Annotated in this window: 17 protein-coding genes; 5 read left to right on the forward strand and 12 right to left on the reverse strand. The window is 67.8% G+C overall.

The window, feature by feature from the left end; all coding sequences use genetic code 11:
- Positions 1-49 precede the first annotated feature (49 nt).
- A complete protein-coding gene (locus OG819_RS08715; protein ID WP_323139333.1) occupies positions 50-6,109 on the reverse strand; it encodes a LamG-like jellyroll fold domain-containing protein in 6,060 nt (2,019 codons plus the stop codon).
- Between the two features lie 110 nt (positions 6,110-6,219).
- On the opposite strand from OG819_RS08715, the gene OG819_RS08720 reads away from it, so the two are divergent.
- Positions 6,220-7,680 (forward strand): IS1380 family transposase, encoded by a 1,461-nt coding sequence (locus OG819_RS08720; RefSeq protein ID WP_266648810.1) that lies wholly within the window; start codon positions 6,220-6,222, stop codon positions 7,678-7,680.
- Positions 7,681-7,799: 119 nt separating this feature from the next.
- On the opposite strand, the gene OG819_RS08725 is transcribed toward OG819_RS08720, so the two are convergent.
- From OG819_RS08725 to OG819_RS08730, 3 genes are all read right to left on the reverse strand, one after another.
- The gene (locus OG819_RS08725) at positions 7,800-11,255 is read right to left on the reverse strand and encodes a LamG-like jellyroll fold domain-containing protein (RefSeq protein WP_323139334.1); all 3,456 of its coding nucleotides are present in this window, start codon (positions 11,253-11,255) and stop codon (positions 7,800-7,802) included.
- A gap of 4 nt (positions 11,256-11,259) precedes the next feature.
- Positions 11,260-12,351: a hypothetical protein gene (locus OG819_RS58550; RefSeq protein ID WP_323139335.1), complete on the reverse strand. Its 1,092-nt coding sequence runs from the start codon at positions 12,349-12,351 to the stop codon at positions 11,260-11,262.
- Between the two features lie 286 nt (positions 12,352-12,637).
- Positions 12,638-13,084: a hypothetical protein gene (locus OG819_RS08730; RefSeq protein WP_266648812.1), complete on the reverse strand. Its 447-nt coding sequence runs from the start codon at positions 13,082-13,084 to the stop codon at positions 12,638-12,640.
- 4 nt (positions 13,085-13,088) lie between these two features.
- Here OG819_RS08730 and OG819_RS08735 point away from each other — a divergent pair, with 4 nt between their 5' ends.
- Positions 13,089-13,766 (forward strand): LAETG motif-containing sortase-dependent surface protein, encoded by a 678-nt coding sequence (locus OG819_RS08735; protein WP_266648814.1) that lies wholly within the window; start codon positions 13,089-13,091, stop codon positions 13,764-13,766.
- Positions 13,767-13,897: 131 nt separating this feature from the next.
- Here OG819_RS08735 and OG819_RS08740 read toward each other — a convergent pair whose 3' ends face one another.
- The 4 genes from OG819_RS08740 to OG819_RS08755 form a co-directional block, all read right to left on the reverse strand.
- Positions 13,898-15,703, reverse strand: coding sequence for a GMC family oxidoreductase (locus OG819_RS08740; RefSeq protein ID WP_266648816.1), 1,806 nt, complete (start codon positions 15,701-15,703; stop codon positions 13,898-13,900).
- A 64-nt stretch (positions 15,704-15,767) separates the two neighbouring features.
- On the reverse strand, positions 15,768-17,405 hold the full coding sequence (locus OG819_RS08745) for a succinic semialdehyde dehydrogenase (RefSeq protein WP_266648817.1): 1,638 nt from the start codon (positions 17,403-17,405) through the stop codon (positions 15,768-15,770).
- Positions 17,406-17,559: 154 nt separating this feature from the next.
- Positions 17,560-18,156: a Uma2 family endonuclease gene (locus tag OG819_RS08750; RefSeq protein WP_266652636.1), complete on the reverse strand. Its 597-nt coding sequence runs from the start codon at positions 18,154-18,156 to the stop codon at positions 17,560-17,562.
- Between the two features lie 91 nt (positions 18,157-18,247).
- Positions 18,248-18,727, reverse strand: coding sequence for an ATP-binding protein (locus tag OG819_RS08755; protein WP_266648819.1), 480 nt, complete (start codon positions 18,725-18,727; stop codon positions 18,248-18,250).
- 224 nt (positions 18,728-18,951) lie between these two features.
- Between OG819_RS08755 and OG819_RS08760 the strand changes: the two genes are divergently transcribed.
- Positions 18,952-19,803, forward strand: a complete 852-nt coding sequence (locus OG819_RS08760; RefSeq protein WP_266648821.1) for a helix-turn-helix transcriptional regulator — start codon at positions 18,952-18,954, stop codon at positions 19,801-19,803.
- Positions 19,804-19,816: 13 nt separating this feature from the next.
- Positions 19,817-19,990: a DUF397 domain-containing protein gene (locus OG819_RS08765; RefSeq protein WP_266648823.1), complete on the forward strand. Its 174-nt coding sequence runs from the start codon at positions 19,817-19,819 to the stop codon at positions 19,988-19,990.
- A 177-nt stretch (positions 19,991-20,167) separates the two neighbouring features.
- Here OG819_RS08765 and OG819_RS08770 read toward each other — a convergent pair whose 3' ends face one another.
- The 4 genes from OG819_RS08770 to OG819_RS08780 all read right to left on the reverse strand — a co-directional run bounded on the left by OG819_RS08770 (position 20,168) and on the right by OG819_RS08780 (position 22,078).
- Complete coding sequence (locus tag OG819_RS08770; protein ID WP_266648825.1) at positions 20,168-20,497, reverse strand: hypothetical protein; 330 nt, start codon at positions 20,495-20,497, stop codon at positions 20,168-20,170.
- A 259-nt stretch (positions 20,498-20,756) separates the two neighbouring features.
- On the reverse strand, positions 20,757-21,290 hold the full coding sequence (locus OG819_RS08775; RefSeq protein ID WP_266648826.1) for an Imm21 family immunity protein: 534 nt from the start codon (positions 21,288-21,290) through the stop codon (positions 20,757-20,759).
- Positions 21,291-21,569: 279 nt separating this feature from the next.
- On the reverse strand, positions 21,570-21,857 hold the full coding sequence (locus OG819_RS59080; protein ID WP_353963242.1) for a hypothetical protein: 288 nt from the start codon (positions 21,855-21,857) through the stop codon (positions 21,570-21,572).
- Entirely contained in the window at positions 21,851-22,078 is a 228-nt protein-coding gene (locus tag OG819_RS08780) for a hypothetical protein (RefSeq protein WP_266648827.1), read from the reverse strand. Before OG819_RS08780 ends, OG819_RS59080 begins: the two co-directional genes overlap by 7 nt.
- Before the next feature lie 196 nt (positions 22,079-22,274).
- Here OG819_RS08780 and OG819_RS08785 point away from each other — a divergent pair, with 196 nt between their 5' ends.
- A complete protein-coding gene (locus tag OG819_RS08785) occupies positions 22,275-24,272 on the forward strand; it encodes a glycosyltransferase family 2 protein (RefSeq protein WP_266648829.1) in 1,998 nt (665 codons plus the stop codon).
- The last annotated feature ends 82 nt before the right edge of the window (positions 24,273-24,354 follow it).

The raw sequence follows: 24,354 nt of genomic DNA on the forward strand, positions 1-24,354 counted from the left end.
CCTGCGGTCCATAATGCGGCGGTCTGTCATGCGGCGGTTCGTCGCATTCCTACGGTGTAGCCCCGGTGGGCACGGGCTTGCCCTGATGGCTGACCGTGCCGATATTCGACCAGTTCTTGAACCTGTTGCTGTACATCATGTTCGGCACAACGTCATCCAGCGACAGCCCGGGCTTGCCGTTGAGGGTGCCGCTCGCCTCTATCTCGTAGGCAACCGGAACGGTCCTCGGCCCCATATAGACCGGCGTCACCTGGTAGTGCACGACCTGTCCCTGACCGATCGCCTGCTTCACCTGCTTCTCGTAATAGAACATATGCTCGGCGATGCCGGGGTCGTTCGGGGAGATGCGGTTGGCGTTCGCCGACCAGGAGCAGGTGGAGAGGTTCTCCGGCTTCAGGCCGTCACCGCCCAGGTCCTTGCCCAGGATGTGGCAGGCGTTGACCCACTGCCCAGGCGGCCGGTTGCCGAGGTAACCCGCGTACTTCCGGGCCCACTGGTATCCGGCGGGAGTCACCTTGTCCGGGTCGGTCTTCGATCCGGGGTGGGCCTTGAGATAAGTGCTGTCCAGGCAGGCCTCCACGCCAGTGGCACGGTCGCCGTTCGCGCTGTCCAGATCGCCGTACTCCTTCCAGCCCTCACCGCCGCGGCGGCAGTCCTGGTCGTCGCGGGTCCCGGTGTCCGAGCCACTGCTGCCGCCTGGAGCCGTCTCGTAGGCCTCCAGTGGATCCGGCGTGTACTGCTTGTTGTCCGCCAGGTCCAACATCTTCGCCACGCCGACGACCATCTTGACCACATCGTCCGGCGTCAGACCGCCGCTGCCCTTGCCTCCCCAGTCCGGCTCGGGTGCCGGGCGGGTGGGGGCGGGCCTGGGGTGTTTGCCGTTGTTGGTGTTCTGGTCGATGGGCGGCTTGGGCGGAGCGACGACACGATGCCGGACGACCGTGGTGGTGCTACCGCTGTAGGAGTACGTACCAGTGCCGGTGTAGACGAGTGCGGAGCTACCGCCCCCGTAGGCGAAGTTGTCGGCCTGGGCTTGGAGAGCGCCTGCCAGGCCGCCCGTGTAGGACTGTGAGAGAGCGTGGCTGGTTGGGTGGCTGTAGTGGCCGGTCGTCAGCGGACCCGAGTCGCCGAAGGAGAAGCTCATGTGGCTGAGCTGCTGTGAGGCATATCCAGCCAGGACCGACAGACCGGCGACGACCAGGGTTCCCTCGATCACGCAGGCGTCCTCCAGGCAGTGCCCCGAGGGGTCGGTGCCATTGAGCGGCCCGCCGTTGGCGTATGTGTATCGGTTGACCTGGGCCGAAGGCGCCGGGTCGAGCTGCCAGGTGTCTCGCGAGGCGAAGGAGCCGGTGCCCGGCTGGTACCAGCGGGCCGCCATGTTGACGTCGCCGGAAGCCGGATCCGTCCAGCCCGACTGGTATCCGACCGCCGGCGTAGTGCCGCCCGTTGCCGTTTCCTTACCGAACGGGTCGTACGTCGTCGAGCCGCTGACCGACGTGCCGTCGGCCGTCAGGCCGGCTACCAGGTCAGTGTGCTGGTCTGTGAGGGCCCACTGCTTGGTGGTGCCGGTGGACAGGGAGAGCAGGGAGCCCTCGGGGGTGCGGTTGTAGGTGCTGGTGCCGTCGCCGGCGAGGTTGTTGGAGCCTCCGTCGTAGGTGAAGGTCGTCGAGCCGCGGGTCTGGACGCGGTCGAGGGAGTCGTAGGTGTAGGTCGTGGCGCCGTCGGTGATCTTGCGTTCGAAGGCGTCGAATGTCAGCGCACGGGTGCTGGTACCGGTGGTGGTCGACGCCAGGGTGCCGCGGGCGGTATACGCGTACGCCGTCGTGCCGTCGGTCAGCTGACGGTTGCGGGCGTCGAAGGTCGCCGTGGTGGAGCCGGCCTTGGTGCGGTTGCCGGAGGCGTCCCACTCGTAGCCGGTCGTCGTGCCGTCCTTCGTCCACGACGTCATGCGGTTCGCGTAGTCGTAGCCGTAGGCGTTGGTGCCGGCGCCCGCCGTGCCCGTCGTCTTCTTGGACGTCAGGTTGTCGTCCAGGTCGTAGCCGTACGTCGTCGAGGCGGTCGTGGTCGTGCCGTCCGCCGACGTGACCGTGTCGGTGTTGAGGCGGCCCAGGTCGTCGTAGCCGTATGCGCGCTTCGCGGCGACCGTGTAGGCCGTGGAGCCGGCCGGCTTGCTGGCGTACTGCTCCAGTCGCGGTCGGCCCGCGGCGTCGAAGTCGTACCAGATGTCGTTGTTGGTGATGGAGTCCCAGACCCAGTCGATACGGCCCGCGCTGTCGTAGCCGTAGTTGGTGGTGCCGGCCGTCGTGGTGCGCAGCGTCATGCTGCCGTCGGCGTTGTAGGCGTAGGCGGCGGCGCCGCCCGGGCCGTCGGCACTCAGGAGCTGGCCGCGATCGTTGTAGGTGTAGGTGTAGGTGTTGCGGGTCAGGCCGTCGGCCGTGCCGACCGCGGTGAGGCGGCCCGCCAGGTCATACGCCAGGGTCCGGTCGGTGGTGGTCTTCTCCGCGCCCGTTCCGGTCTCGTGGACCAGGCGGCCGAGGCCGTCGTAGGCGCGCTCGCGCTTCACTCCGCCCGGGAGTAGTTCCGTGACGTCCTGTCCGGCCTTGTCGTAAACGGTCGTCCAGGTGCGGTCGGCCGCGTTCGGGTGTGCGGTCGTGGACGGTTCGATCGTGGACTCGGGCAGGCTCCAGCTGTTGAAGGTGTAGACGGTCTTGTTGCCGCGTCCGTCGGTTACCCGGGTGCGGTTGCCCGCCGCGTCGTAGCCGAACGTCGTCGTGATCGACGCCGTCGCGGAGACCGGCTCGACCTGCGTGGTCTGCCGGCTCAGCGCGTCGTACGCGTAGGTCGTACGGGCCTTGGTCTCGGCGGAGACCACGGCCGTGCGGTTGCCTTCCACGTCGAACTCGGCGGCCGCCGTGCGCAGCGCGGTCGTGCCCGTGCCGTAGTCGGTGGTCGCGGTGACGTCACCGAGGGCGTCGTATGTGGTGGTCGTGCGGCGGTTGGTGGCGTCCGTGGTGTCCGTCTGTCGGCCGAGGCCGTCGTAGTCGGCCTTCGTCGTGCCAGCCGGGCCGGTGACCGTCCTAGCCTCGCCCGCCGGGTTGTAGGTGCCGGTGGTGGTGATGCCGCCCGGGGTCGTCGACGCGGTCTGGTTGCCCGCGTCGTCCCAGGTGTAGCGACTGATCAGGTTTGCCGCGCTCGGGAAGCGTTCAACGGTGGTCGCGGTCAGCTGCCGGCCCAGTTCGTCGTACGTGGCCTCGGTGCGGGCGCCCGTCGGGCCGGTGCTGGAGAGCTGGAGACCTGTCGGGGTCCAGGTATAGCGGGTGACTCCACCGCCGTCCGCGCTCGTGGAGGTCAGCAGGTCTGGGTCGGTCTGCAACGCTGCCACGGCCGAGGCGGCATCGGCTGCCGGGTCCGTTTCGCTGGTCACCTGGCCGAACTGGTCGTAGCCGTAGCGCGTGAGGCGTCCGAGCGGATCGGTGACCGTCAGCGGCTGGCCGAGGGAGTTGTAGGTGGTCCGGGTGGTCGCCGTCAGCGCGGTGGTGGAGCCCGGCGGGGTGTAATCGGGCTGGGTCACGGCGGTGGTTCGGCCGAGCCGGTCGACCTCAGTGCGGGCCACCTTGCCGCGGGCATCCTTCGCGTCGGTCGCCTCACCGAAGGTGTTGTAGCCGGTCAGGGTCGTCGGCTTGACGGTGGTGGCCGTGGCGCCGTTCTCCTCGGTCTGGACGGCCGGGGCGGTCTGCTGGACCAGGCGGCCCAGCGCGTCGTAGCGGTAGGTGGTGGTGTACGCGGCCGGGTCGGCGCCGGAGACATTGCCGCGCGGGGTGACGGTGGTCAGCGGCAGGCCGCGGTCGTCGTAGGTGCCGGTGGAGATGTGGGCGCTGGTGCCGTCGGTGACGGTCTGCTTGATGACATTGCCCGCCGCGTCGTACTCGGAGCTCGTGGTGAGCTTCTTGCTCCCGGCGATGGTCTGCGTCTGCTCCTTGACACGGTCGTCGCCGTCGTAGGCGTAGGTGGTGGCCCGGTTCAGGCCGGTCGGGTCCAGAACGCTGGTGAGCGTGCGGCCCAGGGCGTCCACGGCGAACGTCCGCGTGGTCGCGCCGCCGCCGGTGACCTGCTTGGTCAGGTTGCCTGCCGGGTCATAGGTGTCGGCCTCCAGCACGATGCCGTGCCGACTGCCGTCGGTCTGGGTGACCTGCTGGGCGGTGGTGGTGGCCGCGAGGCCGTCGTCGTAGTAGGTGTACGAGGTCGTCGCACCCATCGCGTCCGTCGTGGACGCCAGGCGGCCGGCCGGGTCGTAGGCGTTGGAGACCACCGTCAGGTCACGGGTCGTGCCGGACGGATCGCCCGTCCAGTCGTGCAGGACCGTCGACGCGTGCTCGCCGCGCGCCGTGTACGTGTACGTGAAGTGCGTGCCCGCGGCATCAGTCATACCGTCCACGCGGCCCAGCTCGTCGTGCTCGAGCAGGGTGGTGTTCTGTTCGGCGTCGGTGACGGAGTCGTTCAGGCCGTGCGCGTCGTAGTGGTAGGCGGTGCCACGCTCCGTATCGGCGCCGGTGGTGTCCTTCGTCGACTCCGACAGCAGGTTGCCGTCCTCGTCGTAGCCGCGTGTGATCTGGGCCGTGTGCGTGGTCCCGTTGACCTCGTTCTTCACCCCGGCACCGGTCTCGGTGACCACGTGCGAGGCCGCGTCATAGCCATAGCTGGTGCTCACACCGGCCGGGAAAGTGTCGGAGACCTGCTTCTCGGAGGTCTTCCGGCCCAGACCGTCGTACGTGTACGTCGTGACCAGCCCGGACGGGGAGGTGACCTCGGCCAGGTCGCCGTTCGCGTAGTAGCGGTATGACGTCTTTGCACCGCCCGGTGTGGTCTGGGTCAGTACCAGGCCGGCCGGGACCGTGCCGCCGCCGACCGCGGCTTCGGTGCCCGCGGTGTACGTGGTGGAGGCGGTGGTGGTGTCCGGGCGGACCGTGGTCAGGGGCAGCCCCAGGGTGTTGTAGGTGAGGGAGGTGCGGTAGCGGTTGTCCTTGTAGTCGGTCGAGCGCTCATCGCGGTAGGTCAGCGGCTTGTCGTTGCGCGGGTCGAGGGGGTCGCTCGCGTTGAGGTAGTAGGAACTGAAGCTCGTCCAGCACGAGTCCGCGTCCCGGCAGGTCGTGGCGGAAACGGTGTTGCCGCGCGCGTCGTGCCCGGTGACCGTGGCGTGGCCGTTGGGGTCGGTGACCGTGTGCAGGTTGCCGGCCGTGTCGTAGGCGTAGCTCGTGACCGCACCGGTCGTGTCGGTGCGCGAGACCACACGCTGGCCGTGCAGGGCGTCGTAACTGGTGCTGCTGGTCTTCTGCTTCGGGTCGGTGACCGTCACTGTGGTCGTCAGGCCGGAGTCTGCGGCCTCGGCCTGCGAGCGGTAATGGGCGGAGACCTGGTCGGCAGTGAGCGCCTTCCGGTAGAGGGCGACCTCGTCGACATCGCCCTTCAAGTAGTAGGTGCCAGAGGCCAGACCCATCCAGCCGGAGCTGCCGTAGCCGCCGCCGATGTAGGCGTAGTCGCGGGACTGGTCAACGATGGTGCCGTCCAGCGAACCGACCTTGACGCCGTCCAGGTAGAGGGTCTGCGTGGTGGCGGCGCCGGACAGGACCACGTGGTGCCACTCGTCGTCCGTCACCGTCTGAGCCGACACGATCGGTGTGGCGCCGGAGACTCCGGAGAGGTAGAACTCGCCGCGCAGCTTGCCCGAGCCGTCAATGTTCAGGACCGGCCGCCAGGACGTCGGCGTCTGGCCGATGGGCGCGTTCTGGAAGCCCATCAGGACAGCGGACGGGGTGGACGTGCGGAACCACATCTCGACCGAGAGGTCAGTGGCGCCGGCAAGAGTGTCGCCGGACATCTCCGCATTTCCCGTGCCCGCAAGGGTCAGGGCTTCGTTGTCCGCCGGTCCGAAGACGCCTGACGTGCCAAGAGTCGAGGATCCGCCGGCGTGGTAGGTCGCCGCCTGCTCCGGGCCGCCGACCTGGCTGGCGAATGTCGATCCCTGCTCTTCGTCGAGCCTCCAATAGGCCGACGGAGCATCGGAGACAGCGACCCCGCGGTACTGGCTGCCGCTGCCAGTCACCAGCCTCATGTATTCAGCTATGAAAGTGATCTGACGTCCCGGCAGAAGAAGGGTGCCTCCCACCTGCGATGATCTGACTGCTGAGATCAAGAACGTCGCGGAGAAGAGGCACCCAACAGGTGCAGGTTACCGAATGGGATCACCGGCTTGCCGTGCGGGCCGACGGCAAGAACCTGATCGGCCACGCGGGCGTGGTGCTGCTGCGGAAGGTCGCCGACCGCGTCGGCCTGGCCGCCGCGCTGAGTGCGGCGTTGCCGAAGGGCACCGGGCCGGGCTGGCGGGACCGGGGCATGGCGCTGGTCCAGCTGGCCTGTGCGATCGTGCTCGGCGCGACGAACGTCCTGGAGGCCGAGCAACTCCAGTACCACTGGCGTGCGGTGTTCCCGCGCCCGGTTTCGGACAGCACCCTGCGCCGCGCCCTGGCCGCGATCGACGCCCCGGTCGCGGCCAGGGTGGAACGCGCCCGTGCCGCGATACGCCGCGTGGTGTGGACGCTGCTCGCCCTGCGGCCCGGCGGTTTCCCCTGGATCTCGGTGTGCGGCCGGGAGCTGACCGGCTGGTACGTCCTGGACCTGGATGCGACCATCGTGACCTGCACCAGCCGCAAGGAAGGCGCGGCGGGCACCTTCAAGGGGACCTTCGGTCACATGCCGCTGGGGGCGTGGGTGGCCAACACCCGTGAGTGCGTCGCCATGCTGCTGCGGCCCGGCAACGCGCCACCGAACGATGTCGCCGACCACAAGAGCGTCCTGGCCTCGGCGTTTCGGCAGCTCCCGCTCCCGCTGTGGTCGAAGCTGCTGGTGCGGATCGACGGCGCGGCCTTCAGCCACGAGGTCCTGGACCATCTCCAGAGTCTGACCACCAGCCGGCGCCGGGTGCGCTGGGTGACCGGCTGGGCCATCAACGCCACGGACGAGCGGGCCATCGCGCTGCTGCCCGAGAACGTGTGGACGGCCGCACTGCGGCAGGACGGCCAACTCCACGAGATCAAGGGACCCGATGGGGAATGGGTGTCCTACCAGGTCGCCGAGCTGACCGGGGTCCGTGACCTGACCGGCTGGCCGGCCGGGATGCGGCTGATCGTGCGCCGGGTCAAGCCCTCGCGGCGGGATACGAAGAAGCTGACCGCGTTCGAGAAGCGCACCGGCTGGCGCTACCAGATCGTCGCCACGAACATCCCCGCCCGCCAAGGGCTCTCCGGGGCCCCGGGCTCCGGGCAGGTGTGGTTCGTCGACGCCCTCTACCGTGATCACGCCGAGGTCGAGGACCGTGTCAAAGCGATCAAGCGGGTCGGCCTCGGGCTGCTGCCCTCGAAGTCCTGGCAGCTCAACATGGCCTGGGTGCTGGCCGCCACGCTCGCCGCCGACCTCGACGCCTGGACCCGGCTCCTCCTCCTGCACGACGAGCCCGCACTCGCCGCCGCCGAACCGGAGACGATCCGCAGGAAGCTGTACCACCTGCCCGCCCGGCTCACCTCCCACGCCCGCCGGCGCACCCTGCACCTCGACCGCACCTGGCCCTGGGGGGCAGCGTTCGCCACCGCCTGGCAGCGCGCTCACCAGCTTCCGGCCCTCACCTGACGGCCGGCCACCACCCGACAACAACGAGAGGACCGCACCACCCTCGGGCCCGTGGAACCCGACGCCCCGCAGCGTCACGCGACGGCCAGTCCCGACACGGCACGGGACATATCAGGCAGTCAGCCGCTCACACTGCCGCCGCCAGCCCTCGGAAGAATCGAGGCCAGTGTCTTGCGCGCCTGAAAGTGAGTCCTCGGTGCTGAGGTGGACGAAGTCACCGGAACCCAACCAGCCCATTCCACAGGCTTTGCCCAGGAGACGAGGGAACGGTCGTAGAAAGCGACCTCGTCAATCTGGCCCGTGAAGTTGCGGTAGCCAGCGTTCTGGTCATCCCAGCCCGGGGATGCGTAGCCGCCACCGATAAAGACATGGGGATGCCGGCCCGTGGCCACACCCGTCTGACCGATGCTTTGCAGTTCTCCGTCCAGGTACAGGGCCTGGGCATCGGCGTTTCCGGTGAGTATGACGTGGTGCCACGCACCATCGATGACCGTCTGCTTGGACAGGATCGACGAGGCGTCGGGCTGGAACTTTCCTCGCACCTTGCCGTCGGCGTCGATGAGCAGCATGGGACGCCAGCCCGTGGGGGTGTCGCCGAACTCGGCGTTCTGCATGGTCGCCAGAACGCCCGGGTCCGTGGTCTTGAACCAGAGCTCGATTGTCATCGCGGCAGCCTGCCCCAAGGAGTCCGCAGGCACCTCGATCGCTCCGTCGCCATGGAATGTGGCGGCGGTGTCATCACCGTCGCGGAAGATACCGAGACCTCCGGGGCGAGCTCCGTCCAGGTAGCTGCCGCCGAGCTCGTCGCCGAGCGGGCTCGTCACTTCCGCCCCGCTGCGTTCGCCCAGGCGCCAGTAGCCGGTAGGGCCGCTGCGCTGGATCGTGTTGGCGTATGAGGACGACGCGGTCGAGTACGAAGGCGCCGAGACCTTCCAGGTGCCGCCGTTCTCGTCTGTGTACTGTGTCAGCCGCCCGCTGGACGGGTCGTACGCGGCGGTCGCGTGCACCCGGCCCGAAGGCAGCACGACCTTCTTGATCTGGCCGATCGCGGTACGGGCCGCGTAGTGCTCGGCGACCGTGGCGGCGTCCATCGGGTGGCTGTAGACGGCCGCCTCGTCCATCTGACCCTTGAAGTGGTACTCGCCGCTCGCCAGGCCCATCCAGCCGGAACTTCCGTAACCGGCGCCGAGGTAGGCGTAGTCGCCGGACTGCTCGGTGAGGGCGCCATCCAGCGAACCGACCTTGACGCCGTCCAGGTAGAGGGTCTGTGCGGTGGCACCGGCGGACAGGACGGCGTGATGCCACGTGCCGTCCGTCACTGTCCGCGACGACACGATGGGGGTCGCTCCGGAGGAACTGGTCAGATAGAACTCGCCGCGGAGCTTGCCCGATCCGTCGATGTTCAGAACCGGCCGCCACGAGGTGGGCTTGTCGCCCAGCTGGGTGTCCTGGAAGCCCAGGAGGACACCGGACGGCGTACTCGTCTTGAACCACAGCTCGACGGTCGGGAAGGCCGCGGCCTTCAGCGTGTCCGCGGGCAGTTCGACGACCGAGTCCGTGCCGTCGAACCCGGCCGAGGTGTCCGCCGTACCGGCGATCGCGGAGTCGGTGCCCAGCTGGACGTCCCGGTAGACGGCCTCGTTCAGACCGGTGCCCGAGACGGCTTCACTGGCCGCCGCGGAGCCCTCGCTCTCGTCCAGCCGCCAGTACGATGTGGGGGCCGCGTCCAGGACGCCGCTGCGGTAGACCGAGCCGGTGCCGGACTCGTACACCGTGCACTTGGTGGTGGACGACGGCGGGCAGACCTTGGTGAGGTTGTCGCCATCGTAGGTGTACGACCAACTCAGGCCGGGTGTGCTCGTGTCGATGGCGCTGGTGGTCACCGTCGTGACGTGTCCGCCGGTCCAGCCGAAGGACAGTGAGCGGCCTGACAGGTCGTCGGTCACCTTCTTCACCGGGCCGCCGGTCGCGGTCTCGTGCGTGATGGTCTGCCCCCGGCCCGCCACGTCCGCGATCCGGGTCAGCACGCCGCTCGGCAGGAAACGGTACGTGGCGCCGGAACGTTCCCTCAGTACCCAGCCGTCCGTCGCGCGGGTCAGGGTGAGCGAACCGCTGGACGGCCCGGCGTACGAGCCGTCGGCGTTCTTGCCGAACCGGACCTGGGAGCCGTCCGCCAGCGTCACGACCACCGTCGAGGTATCCGTCTCCTCGCGCAGACGCATGTCCCATCGGGTGGACCAGCCGGAGCCGAAGGCGTTGTCGCGGCGCGGGTCGAGAGAGTTGTAGGTGCGGGTGACCGAAAGCTCCGGACCCACGGTGGAGATCGCCGCGTCCGTGGCGGCGGTGACATAGTTGCCCGCCCGGGTGCCGATCTCCTTGCCGTCGTCGGCGCCGCCGAGGTGGCTGGTGACAGTCGGCTGCGGCACCTGCGTGGTCAGCAGCGCGGGGCCGGGCTGGGCCGAAGTCGCGCCACCGTCGTAGACGTACGCGTACCAGGCATAGGACTTGCCCCAGGAGAGCCAGCCGGAGGGCACCGCCCACTGCTGGTCGGCGCCACGAGCGCTCTTCTTGCAGTTCTTGCGCAGGTTGTTGCCCTCGATCTCGCAGACCTCGAAGGTGTACTGGAGCGTCGACTTCGGATAGTTGTCCGCGTCCGTTCCCTTGGCCCACAGGGTCGGTGTCAGCGAGTCGACGGTGACTCCGCTGCCCGGGGACTCAGCGGTCAGCTGCGGCGGGATGTTCACCGAGGCGATCTTCACGGCCGGTCCCGGAACACCCGCGGTGGTGAAGCGACTGACGCCGACGTCGTCCATGGTCCACTGCACGGTGTACGTGGCAGGCGTGAGCGCAGCGATTTTCGCGTCCAGTGTCACGCTCTCGCCGGGCGAGACGTCCTGTGGCATCGACGTCCAGGCGATCTTCGAGCTGTCGGTGATCTCCTTGCCGGCGGAGTCGAACAGGTTGTAGCGCAACTTGTAGTTACCGCCCGCGGGCCAGGTCTCCTGGCCCTGGTTGGTGACGGTGACCTTCTCGACGCCCTGGCTCGTGGCGGTCACCGGGGCGGTGAAGTCGCCGAGCTTGTAGGTGGCGCCGTACTTCGTCCAGGTCACGTCCAGGCTCGGCTTGCCGTTCGGGTAGTCGTCGGAACCGAACTGCTTCCAACCCTTGGAGTCACTGGTGGACGCCTTCACCGCGAGGCCGTAGTTCTTCTTGTCGCCGTGCGTCCAGTCGTTCACCAGCTTGCGACCGGCCGAGCCGAGCTTGATGCTCTCCCAGGCAGCGCCGCACGACCAGGTTTCCGTGCCCTCGGGCCTCCAGCCGTGGGCGAAGCTCTTCGACGCGAGTGACGCGCCGGTCGCCGGGCCCGGGTACTTGGTGGTCGTGGATTCCGACCAGTTCGAGGTGATCGGATGCACGGTCACCGGGCGCGCGGTGCACGACTGCGACCATGTGTTGTAGAGAGCAAGGCTGGGGTTGACCACCCAGGCGTTCTTCAGCGTGCTCTCCACGCCGCTGAATCGGAGAAAGGCCGCGGCCTTGTGGTCGCCGCCGTCGTACGTACCGGTCTTCAGCACAGTGTCAGAGGTACGGGGACTCGACGTACGTGCCGGAGGTGGAGTCGAAAGATTTAACCGAGGGGTCGACGCGGACCGGGAAGACGCGCTCGGGCGCGGTCAGCCAGTCCTTGTCCAGCTTGACCACCAAGACCTGACGGCCCTCGTCTTCGGCCAGGCTGTAGGTGACACCCGAGGAGATCGCGCCCTCGTTGGAGTCCTGGGCGCGGTGCGAGTCCTCCATCCAGCCCGCCGGAGTCCAAGCGCGCTCCTTGCCGTCCGCGTCGGTGAAGACGACGTTGCCGTGCTCGTCGATGGCGGCGGTCAGTCCCTGGAGATCCAGGGGGAAGCGCCATTCGGTTGGCGCGTCCCTGTCCTTGAGGACGAGGGTCTCCTTCACCGACTCGCCGCCGACTATGAACTCCAGGTCAGAACTGGTGCGCAAGCCGGAGTACGTGAGGACGCTGCCGTCGGCCTGCCCGGGAGACGCGCTCGCATCTTCCACGGCGTAGCCGACGGACAGCCCCTCGCCGACCTGCATCCGGACCACCGGATCGGCGTCTGCGCTGCCCGCGAACTCGACGGACGACTCGGTCGAGTGGGTCTCCCAGCCCGGTTCGTCCACGCCCATCGTCCGCGCGCCGGAGGTGTCCTGGCGTACCAACGTGGTGTCGATGGCCTTCCAGCTGCCGTCCTTGGCACGGAAGTTGACCGGCTCAGTGTAGAAGCGGGTGGTGTAGCTGCCGTCAAGGTTCTGAAACGTACGCTGCTGCTCCTTGCGCTTGCCGTTGATCTCCTTGCTGCGCTTGGAGTCGAAGCCCTGCACGATCGCCGCGTCTGGTGCCTCGGTCTTTTGGACGGGGCCCGGTTCAGGCAGTTTCTTCGTGCCGTTCAACTGGGTGACACCGCTCGCGTCGTCGGCCGGCAGTTCACCACGACCGGTCAGGGGGCCGTCGTGACCGCCCTTCGCAGTGGCGTCCGTCGCGTCCGCCGATGCGGTGTGCTTGCGGCCGGACGCGGATCCCCACGGCTGATCAGGGGCGTCTGCAGCCGAGCTACCGCCGGTCCACTGGTCAACCGCCAGCGCGGCCTGCTCGGTTCCGGCCAGCACTGCCATGGAAAACGCGACAACAACCGCAAATGGACGTGCTGAACACACAGATCCCCCCACCCGAGTGATCAAGATGGGACAACTTTTAAAGCATTTCACTGAAGATGCACAAGGTGTCCACAAGGTTTCGCGATCACCATGTGGTGACAGTCACGCGACAATCCGTAACCAACAGAGCGAATGCGACCTGAACGCGAAACAACTCGGCGCGAGAGGTGACCGACCATGCGCGTGACGCAGCACACATAAGAATTCTGTGAATGGAGGCACAACCGTTCACAGGTTTCGCGGGTCACACCTGCTGAACCAACGGCCACACCCGCGCCCCACACGCGGAGGCCTCATCCCATACGAGTACCGCGACAACGCGGTACACCGGACTTTCCGAGGTCTTCATGAAGCTTCGCCGTGCCATGGCCGTTGCGGCCGCGACGGCAGCAATAGCCCCACTGGCGCTGCTTTCGGCGCCGGCCGCGTTCGCGACGGACGGGAGCCCTTCGCCGAGCACGTCGGTGTCCGAGGCTCCGAGCGCATCGGCGTCCGCGTCGGCGTCGGCGACCGAGTCCGCTCCCGCGCCGAGCGCGTCGGCGTCGGCGTCGGCGACCGAGTCCGCTCCGGCGCCGAGCGGCAGTGCGAGCGCCAGCGCGACCGAGTCGGGCAAGCCCTCCACGTCGGCCACGCCGACGAAGTCCGCTGAGCCGTCGGCGTGGCCGACGAAGGACTGCCCCGTCGACGACAACGATGTGGACCCGACCTCGCAGCTGTCGCTGGCCGTCTCCGGCCTGCCCGGCAAGATCGTCGCGGGCAGCGGCTGGCACAACTTCACCCTGACCGCCGCCAACCACAGCGACCAGAGCCTCGGTCAGGTCCAGTGGCTCGCCACCGTCGACAACTACGCGGACAGCGACAACGAGAAGGACTGGCTGAGCACCTACGCCCAGCTCGAGTACTTCAACCCCAAGTCCCAGACGTGGGAGTCCATCGCCGACGAGGTCGGCAACGGCTTCTACTTCGGCGAGACCTCGCTGGATGCCAAGCAGACCGTCGCCATCAAGCTCCGCGTCAACATCGGCGCGAAGGCGCCCGCCGGAGACGGCTACGCCCTCGGACTGGGTGGCTACGCGGACCAGAAGCAGAACTGCGTCCACAGCGCGTTCGCGCTCTACGAGCTCACCGTCCTCAAGCCCGGCACCAGCAACGACAACCCCGGCCAGGCCAAGCCCGGCAAGGGCGACAAGCCGTCCGGCGGCAAGCAGCCGCAGGGTGGCGCCGCCGAGATCCCGGCCACCGGCAGCCTCGCTGCGACCGGTTCCTCCTCCGCCCTGCCGACCATCGCGCTCGTCGGCGGTCTCGCCGTCGTCGCCGGTGCCGGTGCGGTGTTCGTGGTGCGTCGCCGCAAGTCGGGTGACGCGACCGCCTGAGCGGTAGGCGGCAGACCACGTAGGCATCACGCCTCGTAAGAGAAGAAGGACCTGGGCTCGGAGGGGGGCACAGGTCCTTCTTCGCGTTTCCTTCTCCGCGTTCACATGAGCCGTCCGCCCCGGCGTGCCGCCTACGACTTCGGCGGCACCGTCGGCATCCCCAGGAACGGCAGCTTCAGCGCGCCGAAGGCGTCCGCGGGGACGGCGGGCGAGCGCGGCTCGACCGGATTCAGCCGCTCGTAGGCCGCTCCCGGCACCGGACGCGGGTCCGCCTCGCCCTTGTTGGGCCAGTACGACATCGCCCGCTCGGCCTGGGCGGTGATGGTGAGCGACGGGTTCACCCCGAGGTTCGCGGAGACCGCGGCACCGTCGACGACCGAGATGCCCGGGTGGCCGTACAGCCGGTGATACGGGTCGATCACGCCGGTCTCACGGGAGTCGCCGATCGGGCAGCCGCCCAGGAAGTGCGCGGTGAGCGGGGTTCCCATCAGCTCGCCCACGTTGCTGCCCGCGAAGCCGTTGATCTCCGCGGCGACGGCCGACGCGGCCTCGGACGCGGCCCTGATCTGCTTGGGGTTGGGCGCGCCGTGCCCCTGTCGGGCCGTCAGCAGCCCCTTCCCCGCGCCCTTCGGCTTCAGATACGTCGTCAGGGAGTTGTCCAGCGACTGCATCACCAACCCGATGATGGTCCGCTCGGACCAGCGGCGGTTGGAGAGCGAGCGGAGCACGAGGAGGGGGTGCTTCGCGGCGTTCGCCAGCCATCCCGCCACCCTCGACGAACCCTCCGCGTACGGGACCTGGAGGATGGACAGGCCGCCCATGGCGTTCGAGCCCTTGCCGTAGCGGACGGGCTCGATGTGGGTGTTCTCGTCCGGGTGGATCGACGACGTGATGGCGACACCCCGGGTGAAGTCGGCCCTGGGCGTGCCGTGCGCCTTGCGGTAGCGGCGGTTGTCGGTCTGCGCGCCCACCAGCGCCTCCGAGTTGGTGCGGGTCAGCTCGCCCAGCCTCGGGGAGAGGTACGGCAGTTGGCCACCCGCCTTCATCCGGTGCAGCAGTGTCTGCGTGCCGTAGGTACCCGCGGCGATGACGACCCTGCGCGCCTTGAACGTCCGTCCTTCGCCCTTGCGCCTCTCGTCGGTGGGCAGGGTGGCGACGGCGTACCCGCCCTGCGAGTCGTCGGTGACGGACACGACGGTCGTCATCGGGTGCACGACCGCGCCCGCCTTCTCCGCCAGGTACAGGTAGTTCTCGTTGAGGGTGTTCTTCGCGCCGTGCCGGCAGCCGGTCATGCACTCGCCGCACTCGGTGCACGCCTTGCGGGCGGGTCCGGCGCCCCCGAAGTAGGGGTCCTCCACCTCACCGCCGGGCCCGGCCTTCGCCGTGCCGTCCGCGTCCTGCCCGTCGCCGAAGAAGACGCCGACCGGCGCCATGTGGAAGGTGTCGCCGACGCCCATCCGCTGTGCGGCCGCCTTGAGATGGACGTCGGAGGGGGTCATCGTCGGGTTGAGCCGCACGCCGAGCATGCGGCGGGCCTGGTCGTAGTACGGCTTCAGCTCCGCCTGCCAGTCGGTGATGTCCTTCCACTGCGGGTCGCCGAAGAAGGCCTTCGGCGGTACGTAGAGGGTGTTGGCGTAGTTCAGGGAGCCGCCGCCGACTCCGGCGCCCGCCAGCACCATGACGTTGCCCAGCAGATGGATGCGCTGGATGCCGTACATGCCGAGCGCCGGCGCCCACAGATAGTTCTTGATGTCCCAGGAGTTCTTGGGCAGCGCGTCGCGGGTGAAGCGACGGCCTGCTTCCAACACGCCTACGCGGTAGCCCTTTTCGGTGAGCCTGAGGGCCGTGACCGAGCCACCGAAGCCGGAGCCGACGACGAGGACGTCGTAGTCGTACGGGTCGCCTACCGGCGGTTGGGCAGACTTCTCCTGTGGCACGTGTTCTCCTCGCTGCGGGTCGTCCGTGGTTGCTCGCGCAGTTCCCCGCGCCCCTTACGGGGCGCTAGCGCAGCCGGAGCGCCTTCATCACCCTCAGGCTGCGGCTCATGAACTCCGCGTACTTCTCGTCGTCCATGCCGAGCGAGGGCGCCATCGGCAGCAGCCGCTGCTGGGCGACGGTCTGCGCCTCGGTGTACTTGAGGATGCCCTCGGAGCCGTGCCGGCGGCCGAGGCCGGAGTCCTTCATGCCGCCCATCGGCGACTGGACGCTGCCGTACGCGGGCGCGTACCCCTCGTTGACGTTCACCGTGCCGGTGCGCAGCCGCGCCGCGACCGCGCGTCCGCGCCGTCCGTCCTTCGTCCAGACGGACGAGTTGAGGCCGTACGACGTGGAGTTGGCGAGTTCGACGACCTCGTCGTCCGTTTTGAAGCGGTAGAGCGAGACGACGGGCCCGAAGGTCTCCTCGTTGCAGACGGCCATGGGGGCCTCCACGCCGTCGAGGATGGTGGGCTCGTAGAAGTAGGGGCCGATGTCGGGACGGGCCACGCCACCGGCGACGACCTTGGCGCCCTTCGCGACCGCCTCCTCGACGTGCCGGGTCACGGTCTCCAGCTGCCGCTCCCCCACCAGCGAGCCCATGTCGGCGCCGTAGGCGAGGGAGGTGCCGAGCCGCATGGCCTTGGTCCGGGCGGCGAAGCGCTCCGCAAACGTGTCGGCGATGGACTCGTGGACGTACAACCGCTCGATGGAGATGCAGAGCTGACCGGCGGAGGAGAAGCAGGCGCGGACGGCGCCCGCGGCGGCCTTGTCGATGTCGGCGTCATCGAGAACCACCATGGCGTTCTTGCCGCCGAGTTCGAGGGAGACGCCGACGAGCCGGGCGGCGGCGCCCTGGGCGACCTCGCGACCGGTCCGCGTGGATCCGGTGAAGGAGACGTAGTCGGCGTGCTTGACGACTTCCGGCCCGACGACCGGCCCGTCCCCGATGACGACCTGGAACACCTCGGCGGGCAGCCCGGCCTCGACGAGCAGGTCGCGCGCCCACAGAGCGGTGAGGCAGGTCTCGGTGTCCGGCTTCATGACGACCGCGTTGCCCGCGACGAAGGCCGGGAGCGCGTCGCCGACGGAGAGTTCGAGGGGGTAGTTCCAGGGCGCGATCTGGCCCACGACTCCGCGCGGGTGGCGCAGTTCGGTGACCTTGGTGAGGGTGGGCATGGCCCCGGCGTGCCGCTTGGGGCGGAGGTAGGCGGGAGCCTTCCTGCCGTAGTGGCGGGCGGCCACGACGACGGCCTGCACCTCCTCGTGCGCGTGCAGCCGGGCCTTGCCGGTCTCCAGCTGGATGAGGTCGAGCACCTCGGCCTGGCGGGCGAGCACCAGGTCGTGGAAGCGGAGGAGGACCGCGGCGCGCTGCCGTACGGGCGTAGCACCCCAGGCGACCTGCGCCTTACGGGCCCGCTCGAAGGCCTCCTGTACGTCCTCGGGGGTGGACTCGGGCAGGTCGGCCAGCTTCTCGCCGGTGAACGGGGTGTGGTTGGCGGTCCGTCCGGAGCCCACGACACCCTTGGTGAGCTGCGCGACCAGCTCGGGCGTGACCACGTCGGCGGCGGTGCGGGCGCCCACGGGGGCGGGGGCGAGGGGGTTGGTGCCGGTCGTTTCCGACTTGTCCGTGCCGGTGATTTCCGAGGCCTGCGAGTCCGTCATGAGCCGCAGCGTATGACGGAGCGGGGGCTTTGGGTACCCGTTGGTAACCCGCTTTCACCGACTGCACACACCACGCCAGTGGGCACTGGCAGTAAATGCCCTGATCAGCGCGTTGTTCAGGCAGCCGGTCTCGATTCGGGGCCGCCCGGGTCGGTCAGCTCTCCACGTCCGCTCCGGCCGCGAACTCCGAGGTGTCGAGGTCGAAGTCGAAGGGCGGGGGAACGTGCAGGGACGTACCGAAGGTGACCGTGGTCCGCGACCGATAGCCCTTCGGGGAAGGATCCCAGAACGCGGTGATCTCCCCCACCTGCATGTCCAGCACCAGATACACGGGGACGACGCGCCCGTACGTGTCCAGCTTGTCGAGCCAGTCGGCGTCCTTGGTGGATGCGGAGGTCAGCTCCGCGACGAGGGAGAGCGCGGCACCGTCGGCGTGGCGGCCTTCGGCTTCGAAGGCGGATTCGTCGGCGACAAAGAGGTCGGGACCGAAGCCGCGCTCGGCAGGCGGAAACACGAATAGGAACGGTGACGTCTCCGCAACATGCCCTTCAGGCGCGTGAGCCTCCACCTGGCCGCGCAGCCGCCGCATAGGACGCAGGTAACGCAGCTTCGACCACGGCGACACGACGATCTTCCCCCGGATGAGTTCGGCCTTGTAGCCGTCAGGTGTGTCCAGCTCCTCAACGGTCCGGAGCATGTCCTCGAAGGCTCCGGCCGGAGGAGCGTCTATGGCCGCCGGACGCTCGCTCATGATGGTCACCGCGGTCCTCCACCGATTACAGGGCGTGTCGCTGCCTCCACGGTAGCGCCGCGCGGACTGCGCCGCTCGCAGCGGTGGGCCCTCACGCTGCGGCCGCCTGCTCGTCGGCCCGCGGTCCCAGCTCGCACCACAGCAGCTTCCCACCCCGCCCGAAGAGGTCGTCGCCGAGCGGGTAGCCGCCCCATGCGTCCGCGTAATGACATACGAGGAACAACCCGCGCCCGCCGTCCGCCTCGGCGTGGACGGGGTGGAGCGGACCGGAACCCTTGTCGAAGGGAGGCGGGATGTGGGGGTCGGCGTCCCAGACGCTGACGCGGAGGCGGGTATCGCCGAGGGCACGGAGGCGGAGTGTGGCGGGGCCGGTGGAGTGGCGGTAGGCGTTCGTGACGAGTTCCGATGTCAGCAGTTCGGCGGTGTCGGTGAATTGGGGCATGCCGTGTCCGGCGAGTACGGCTCTGAGGGTGACACGGGCGATGCGCGGCGCGAGCGGATCATGCGGCAACTGAAGGGCGTAGGCCCAAGATGCGGACGCATCGGACTTCTGCGGGGATACGGTGACCATGAACGCCTCCTGCGGTGGGTGAACTTGGGTTCGCTCCACGGGTCCGGCCGGGCGGTGGCATGTCGCGTGCGGTGCGCTTCCGGCTTACGGGCGGGGCCAGTTGAACGGCTTGAGACTCACCGTAGACTGCGACTGCTGAAGGATTTGCTAGACACTGCAAAACCTTCAGGCATTTACCTCGTGTGAGTGACCACTACGCCAGGTGTACGGAACGGAGCGAGGACATGGCACCGAGGAGCGCGCCGTCAGCGCGACGCCTCCGCATCGGCATCGAACTGCGCCGACTGCGCGAGCGGGCGGGCATGACCGCGGCGGAGGCAGCTCGCGCCCTGGGCACGACACAGGGTCAGATGAGCAATATCGAGGCCAACCGCTTCGGCGTGAGCGCCGACCGAGTCCGGACCCTCGCTCGCATCTACGGCTGCACCGACCAGCCGCTGGTCGACGCCCTCGCCGACATGGGCGCCGACCGCACCCGTGGCTGGTGGGAGGAGTACCGCGACGTCCTGCCGTCACCCCACCTGGACCTGGCCGAGATGGAGCACCACGCCACCGCGCTGCGAGTCGCCCAGGTCATCAACATTCCCGGCCTGCTGCAGACGCCGGACCACGCCCGTGCCCTCTTCGGCGAAGCGGTCCCGGCGCTGGCTCCGCATGAGATCGAGCACCGCGTCTCGCATCGCATCAAGCGTCAAGTCGTCCTCTTCCGGGACCATCCGGTGCCATACACCGCGATCATTCACGAGGCCGCCCTGCGCATGCAGTTCGGTGGCCGTGGCGTGACCCGGGGCCAGCTCCGGCACCTCGTCGAAACCAGCGATCAGCCGCACGTCACCCTTCGGGTCATCCCCTTTGACGGGACTTCGTTCCCGACGGCAGGCCATGGGCTGGACTATGCCCACGGCCCGGTAACCGCCCTCGACACCGCACAGCTGGACACGAGCCACGGCAGTGAACTCATGGATGCTGCTGGGAAGTTGGAGACATACCGACTGGTCCTGGACCGCATGGAGCGGGCGACCCTCAAGCCGACGGCATCCCGCGACCTGATCCACCGAATCGCCAAGGACACCTGAGGAGAGGCACCCCATGACCGAACTCAATTGGCAGAAGTCCACCTACAGCGAGGCGGCCTCCTCCTGCGTCTATCTCGCCACCACCCCCGCCGGAACGATCCTCCTCCGCGAAAGCGACGAACCCGAGGTCGTCCTCATTACTGGCCCGGGCCAACTCGGCGCCCTGATAGCCATCCTGCGGCCATAGGACGGGACACGACCTGCCTGAACGCGAAACAGCCCCACCAATACTCCCACTGATGGGGCTGCTCTTCGCATCATCAATAGCCACCTCGGCCCGACCGCCATCGATGTGGCCGGCACCTCCGACACATCAGGCCACGGCAGCCAACGCAGTCCGCAAGATCCCGAGGCGTGCGCACAGTCAATCGCCTTCCAGGTGCAACTCCAGCGACGAATCACCCATGCATCTCTCCGCGAGAATCTTGATCTGCTCCAACTGAGAAATGTTCGGCATGGATGCCGTCCGCCCCCGAAGCAGGCCGACCTCTTGCACGAACTGCTCCATCTGCTGCGCTGTCAGGACCAGCGACCCGTAGGGGTCCACCCTTTGCAACATCGGGGTTTCACTTTCTGCGCACATCCGAGCGAAGGAATCCGAGGCGTCCGGAACAATTCCAAGGACCGCCATTTGACGCCTTTTCGGACTCGTCCCCTTTTGATTTATCTGCATAAGAATGACATCGACGCCCATGCCTCCATCGTAAGGCATGGGTGTCAATATAGGGGCACGGCAACTCCCCTGAGAAGCCCTGCCCCATCAGTCGCAAGAATCAGAGCCGAACCGCCGACAGAATTACGTCAGTCAGACGGGAAGGCACTGATCACCTTACGGTCGCACACGACGACCCGGATATTGAACTGGTCCTCCCCTGCCGCAGTCTTTCCGATCGCGGTCGGGAAACAACAGGTATATGCCCCATCGGTCGTGTCATCCCCCAAGGCCCTGTTGATCATCTTCTGAATCTTGGCCTTGCTGGTGGTGTTGAACTCGCCAGCACCAGACGGTGAAGCTTCGCTGCACAGTGCGGAGCAAGCGGCACTTCCGTGCTGTCGACGCGGACCTTGCCTGCTTCGACTTCGATCACGAACACGCTTTCCGCGGTCGCCTCAGCACCTGGAATCGCCGCATCCATGAGTGCGAAGCTCCCGTCACATTCCAGCACCGGGCCTTCACTCCACGCGATGGAATCGAGATCGAGCTCAGCGGCATGCACCCGGATGTCGTCCTCGGAATTCGAGTAGATCCACTGGACGATCAGCGACCGCGACTCCATGATCGTGGTTCGAAGTGGTTCATCTCCGAGAATCACCACGTTTCTCCCCGGCAGTGCGTAGCACTCCGAGTGTCCCGCATCCGTTGCCTCAATTACGAGATCGTAATCACCTTCGTATCCCGTCCACGAAGGAAGCAGTGAAACCGGAGCCAGGAGAAAAGGGCCACCGTCCGTCTCCAGCCACCGACGCCCGTCAACCCCTTGCTTCATAGAGCCCTCTCATCACACTCTTCAACCGGCCTGTCGACTGCCGCACGGACGGCACTGCAGATAGAGCCGCAAGTATTCCGCAAGTATGACATCCGAACCTGAATCCCAGAAGTCAATCTTGTCACGCTCTTCATCCGTGAACACCCGTGATTTACTGCGCGTAGGAATGGAATCGACGACATAGGCACCGAAAGGGAACACCCGCTCAGGGTCGCTGCGCTTGCAGGCGTTGTGGACAAGAACTGCGTCTTCGCCGGGTTGATCGCCTCAGCCGCCAGGTCACCGGCCGCAGACAGCCCCTGCCCCTGCACCGGACTGTTGTCGTAGTAGTGAGCGTGCCACCAAGTTGCGGTGCTTCTTGCGCCCCAACTGGCCATACGCGTAAGACCAGACGTTCCCGGTGTCGTCCGTCACCTTCAAGAGTTGGCCAGAGGGCGTGTAGCCGTACGACGTGGTGACAGCGTCGCCCCCGGGGGGTACTCCGCGTCGTCGACCGCCCTCGCGCGCCGGACACGACCGTGGTGGTCGGCTCCCCCGCCGGCGGGTTCGCCGTGATCCGGTCACCACCGTAGGTGTACGTGGTCCGGTACTTCTCCGCGCCCGCAACCTTGAAGATCGATGCCGTGGCGCGGTTTGCGGCCGCCGCCGTCGCTCTCGGTCTGCTGCTGGCGCGGGCGCAGCAGACCGTCGTACAGCGTCCACTCGCTGCCGTACGAGGTGCCGTCGTTCTCGATCTTCTGGGTGTGGACGGCGGTCGGGCCGGAGTCGCCGCGGATCAGAGGGTGCACAAATCAACCACCAGGCAGTGACCTGAAGCACGCCCCGAGGTTAGGTTTCACTGATCATTCATGTTGTACGCACTGGCGACTCACGGTACATTCACAAGTCTGTCGGCACCTTCTCCCGCGCACATGGACCTTGCTTCCGCGGTTTCAAACGCGGCCTTAAACGAGGCGTGCCCCGTCCTGCCAGGAGAACGTGACGATGGCCGTGCCCACCGTTTCGGTGATCATCGCTGCCTACAACGCGATGCCTTATGTGACGAGGACCCTTTCCTCGGTCGCCGAGCAAAGCATCGGCCAGGAGCAACTCGAAGTCATCGTCGTCGACGACGGTTCGACCGACGGGACCGGCGCCGAACTCGATCGGCTGGCCGCCATCCATCCCCAGTGGTTGCGCGTCGTCCACCAGGAGAATTCCGGCGGACCCGCGGCGCCCCGCAACGCCGGACTCGACCTGGCCCGCGGGGAGTTCGTGTTCTTCCTCGACGCCGACGACTATCTGGGACCCGAGGCCCTGGAACGCATGGTCACCATGGCCGAGAAGAACGGCACGGACGTCGTACTCGGCAAGATGGTCGGTGTGGGCGGAAGAGGGGCACCCACATCGATGTTCCGGCGCAACGAGCCGAAGACCGACGTCTTCAGTTCCCGCGTCTACTGGACTCTCAGCCCGATGAAGCTGTTCCGCCGCGAGCTGCTGGAACGGCACGAGCTGCGCTTCCCGACGGATCTGTCCACCGGCGAGGACCAGCCGTTCGTGGCCAGTGCCTATCTGTACGCGTCCGGGATCTCCGTGGTCGCCGACTACGACTGCATCTTCTGGGTCCTGCGGGACGACGGCGGCAACGTCACCACGAGCACCTCGGGCACCGAGCCACGGCTGCGCTACCTCGCGCGCATGGTCGACCTGATCACCGACAAGGTCCCGCCCGGCCCCGGCCGCGACCGTATGGCGCACCGACACCTCACGGTGGAGGTGCGGACGCTCATCCACTGGCATCTCAAGCTCGAGACCCGTGAGAGCCAGCGCAAGACCCTTGCCCGCCTCGCCGAGATCATCGCTCCGCTGCTGCACGACGGCCTGCGCGAGGAACTCTCGGCGATGGCCTGGCTGCGCCTGCACTTCGTACGGCACGAGATGCTCGATGAGCTCCTCGAACTCGACCGCTTCGAAGACGAGTTGAACGAGTCCGGGGTGGCCACGCCGCTCGTCGTCGACAAGGGCCGCGCCTACGCCCGGTACCCGTTCTTCCGCGACCCCGTACGCGCCGTCCCCGACGAGTGCTACGACGTCACCGACCAGGTCGGCGTCCGGCACCACGTCTCCCGCGCCGAGCTGCGCGGCACCACCCTCCATCTGGCGGGCTACGCCTACCTCCACCGCGTGGCGACCGACGGCGTGACCACCGAGCTCGTGCTCCGCGAGCGTGACAGCGGGACGGAGTACCGCCTCCCCGTCACACACACCGCCACCCCGGGGCTGGGCGCCCACGAGGACCAGGGCCGGTACACGTACGACATGGCAGGGTTCGAGGCCGCCGTCGGCATCGACACCGCGGCCGACGGCGCGCCGCTCGGCGACGGGCTGTGGGACATCTCCCTGACCGTCGGGGCCCAGGGACTCTCGCGCGAGGTCCGCATCGGCAGCAAGCGTGCCACGGACGTGTCCGGCGCACCGGACACCCGTGTCGTGGACACCACTCGAGGCGTTCGTGCCGTCACCCTGTACACCACCAAGCCGCATGGCAACTTCACGCTCGACCTCGGCGAGAAGAAGCACAGGGTGGTGTCGCACCTGAAGCTCAAGGCGGCCCGCTGGAACGCCAGCACCCCCACCGAGCTGCTGATCACCGGTCGGTGGACGTTGGGTGCCTACCCGGACGGCCCGCTGACCCTCGTGCTCCGCAACGACAAGGGCGCGACCGCCGACTTCCCGGTCACACGTACTGCACACGGCGACACCTTCACCGCGCGCGTGCCCGCCACCGACCTCCCGGCCGGCCTCTGGAGCGGTGAACTACGTCTCTCCGGCTGGTCCGTGCCCCTTCCCCGGCTTCCGAAGGATCTGGCGGCGGCCAAGTGGCGGCGTCGAGGCGCCCCCTGGTACGCGAAGCCCATGTCCGGCAGCGGTGACGGGTTCGCCCTGCGGGTGGCGAAGACGGATCTCGTCAGGGCGCTCTCCGGCAAGCTCAAGTCCTGAGGCAAAAGGCCGGCTTCGCGAGAAACGTCAGTAAAAGTACGGCTGAATCATGATGTCTTCCCAGCATTTCTGACCCCTTCGT

The sequence above is a fragment of the Streptomyces sp. NBC_01549 genome (assembly GCF_026339955.1).
GTDB lineage: Bacteria > Actinomycetota > Actinomycetes > Streptomycetales > Streptomycetaceae > Streptomyces.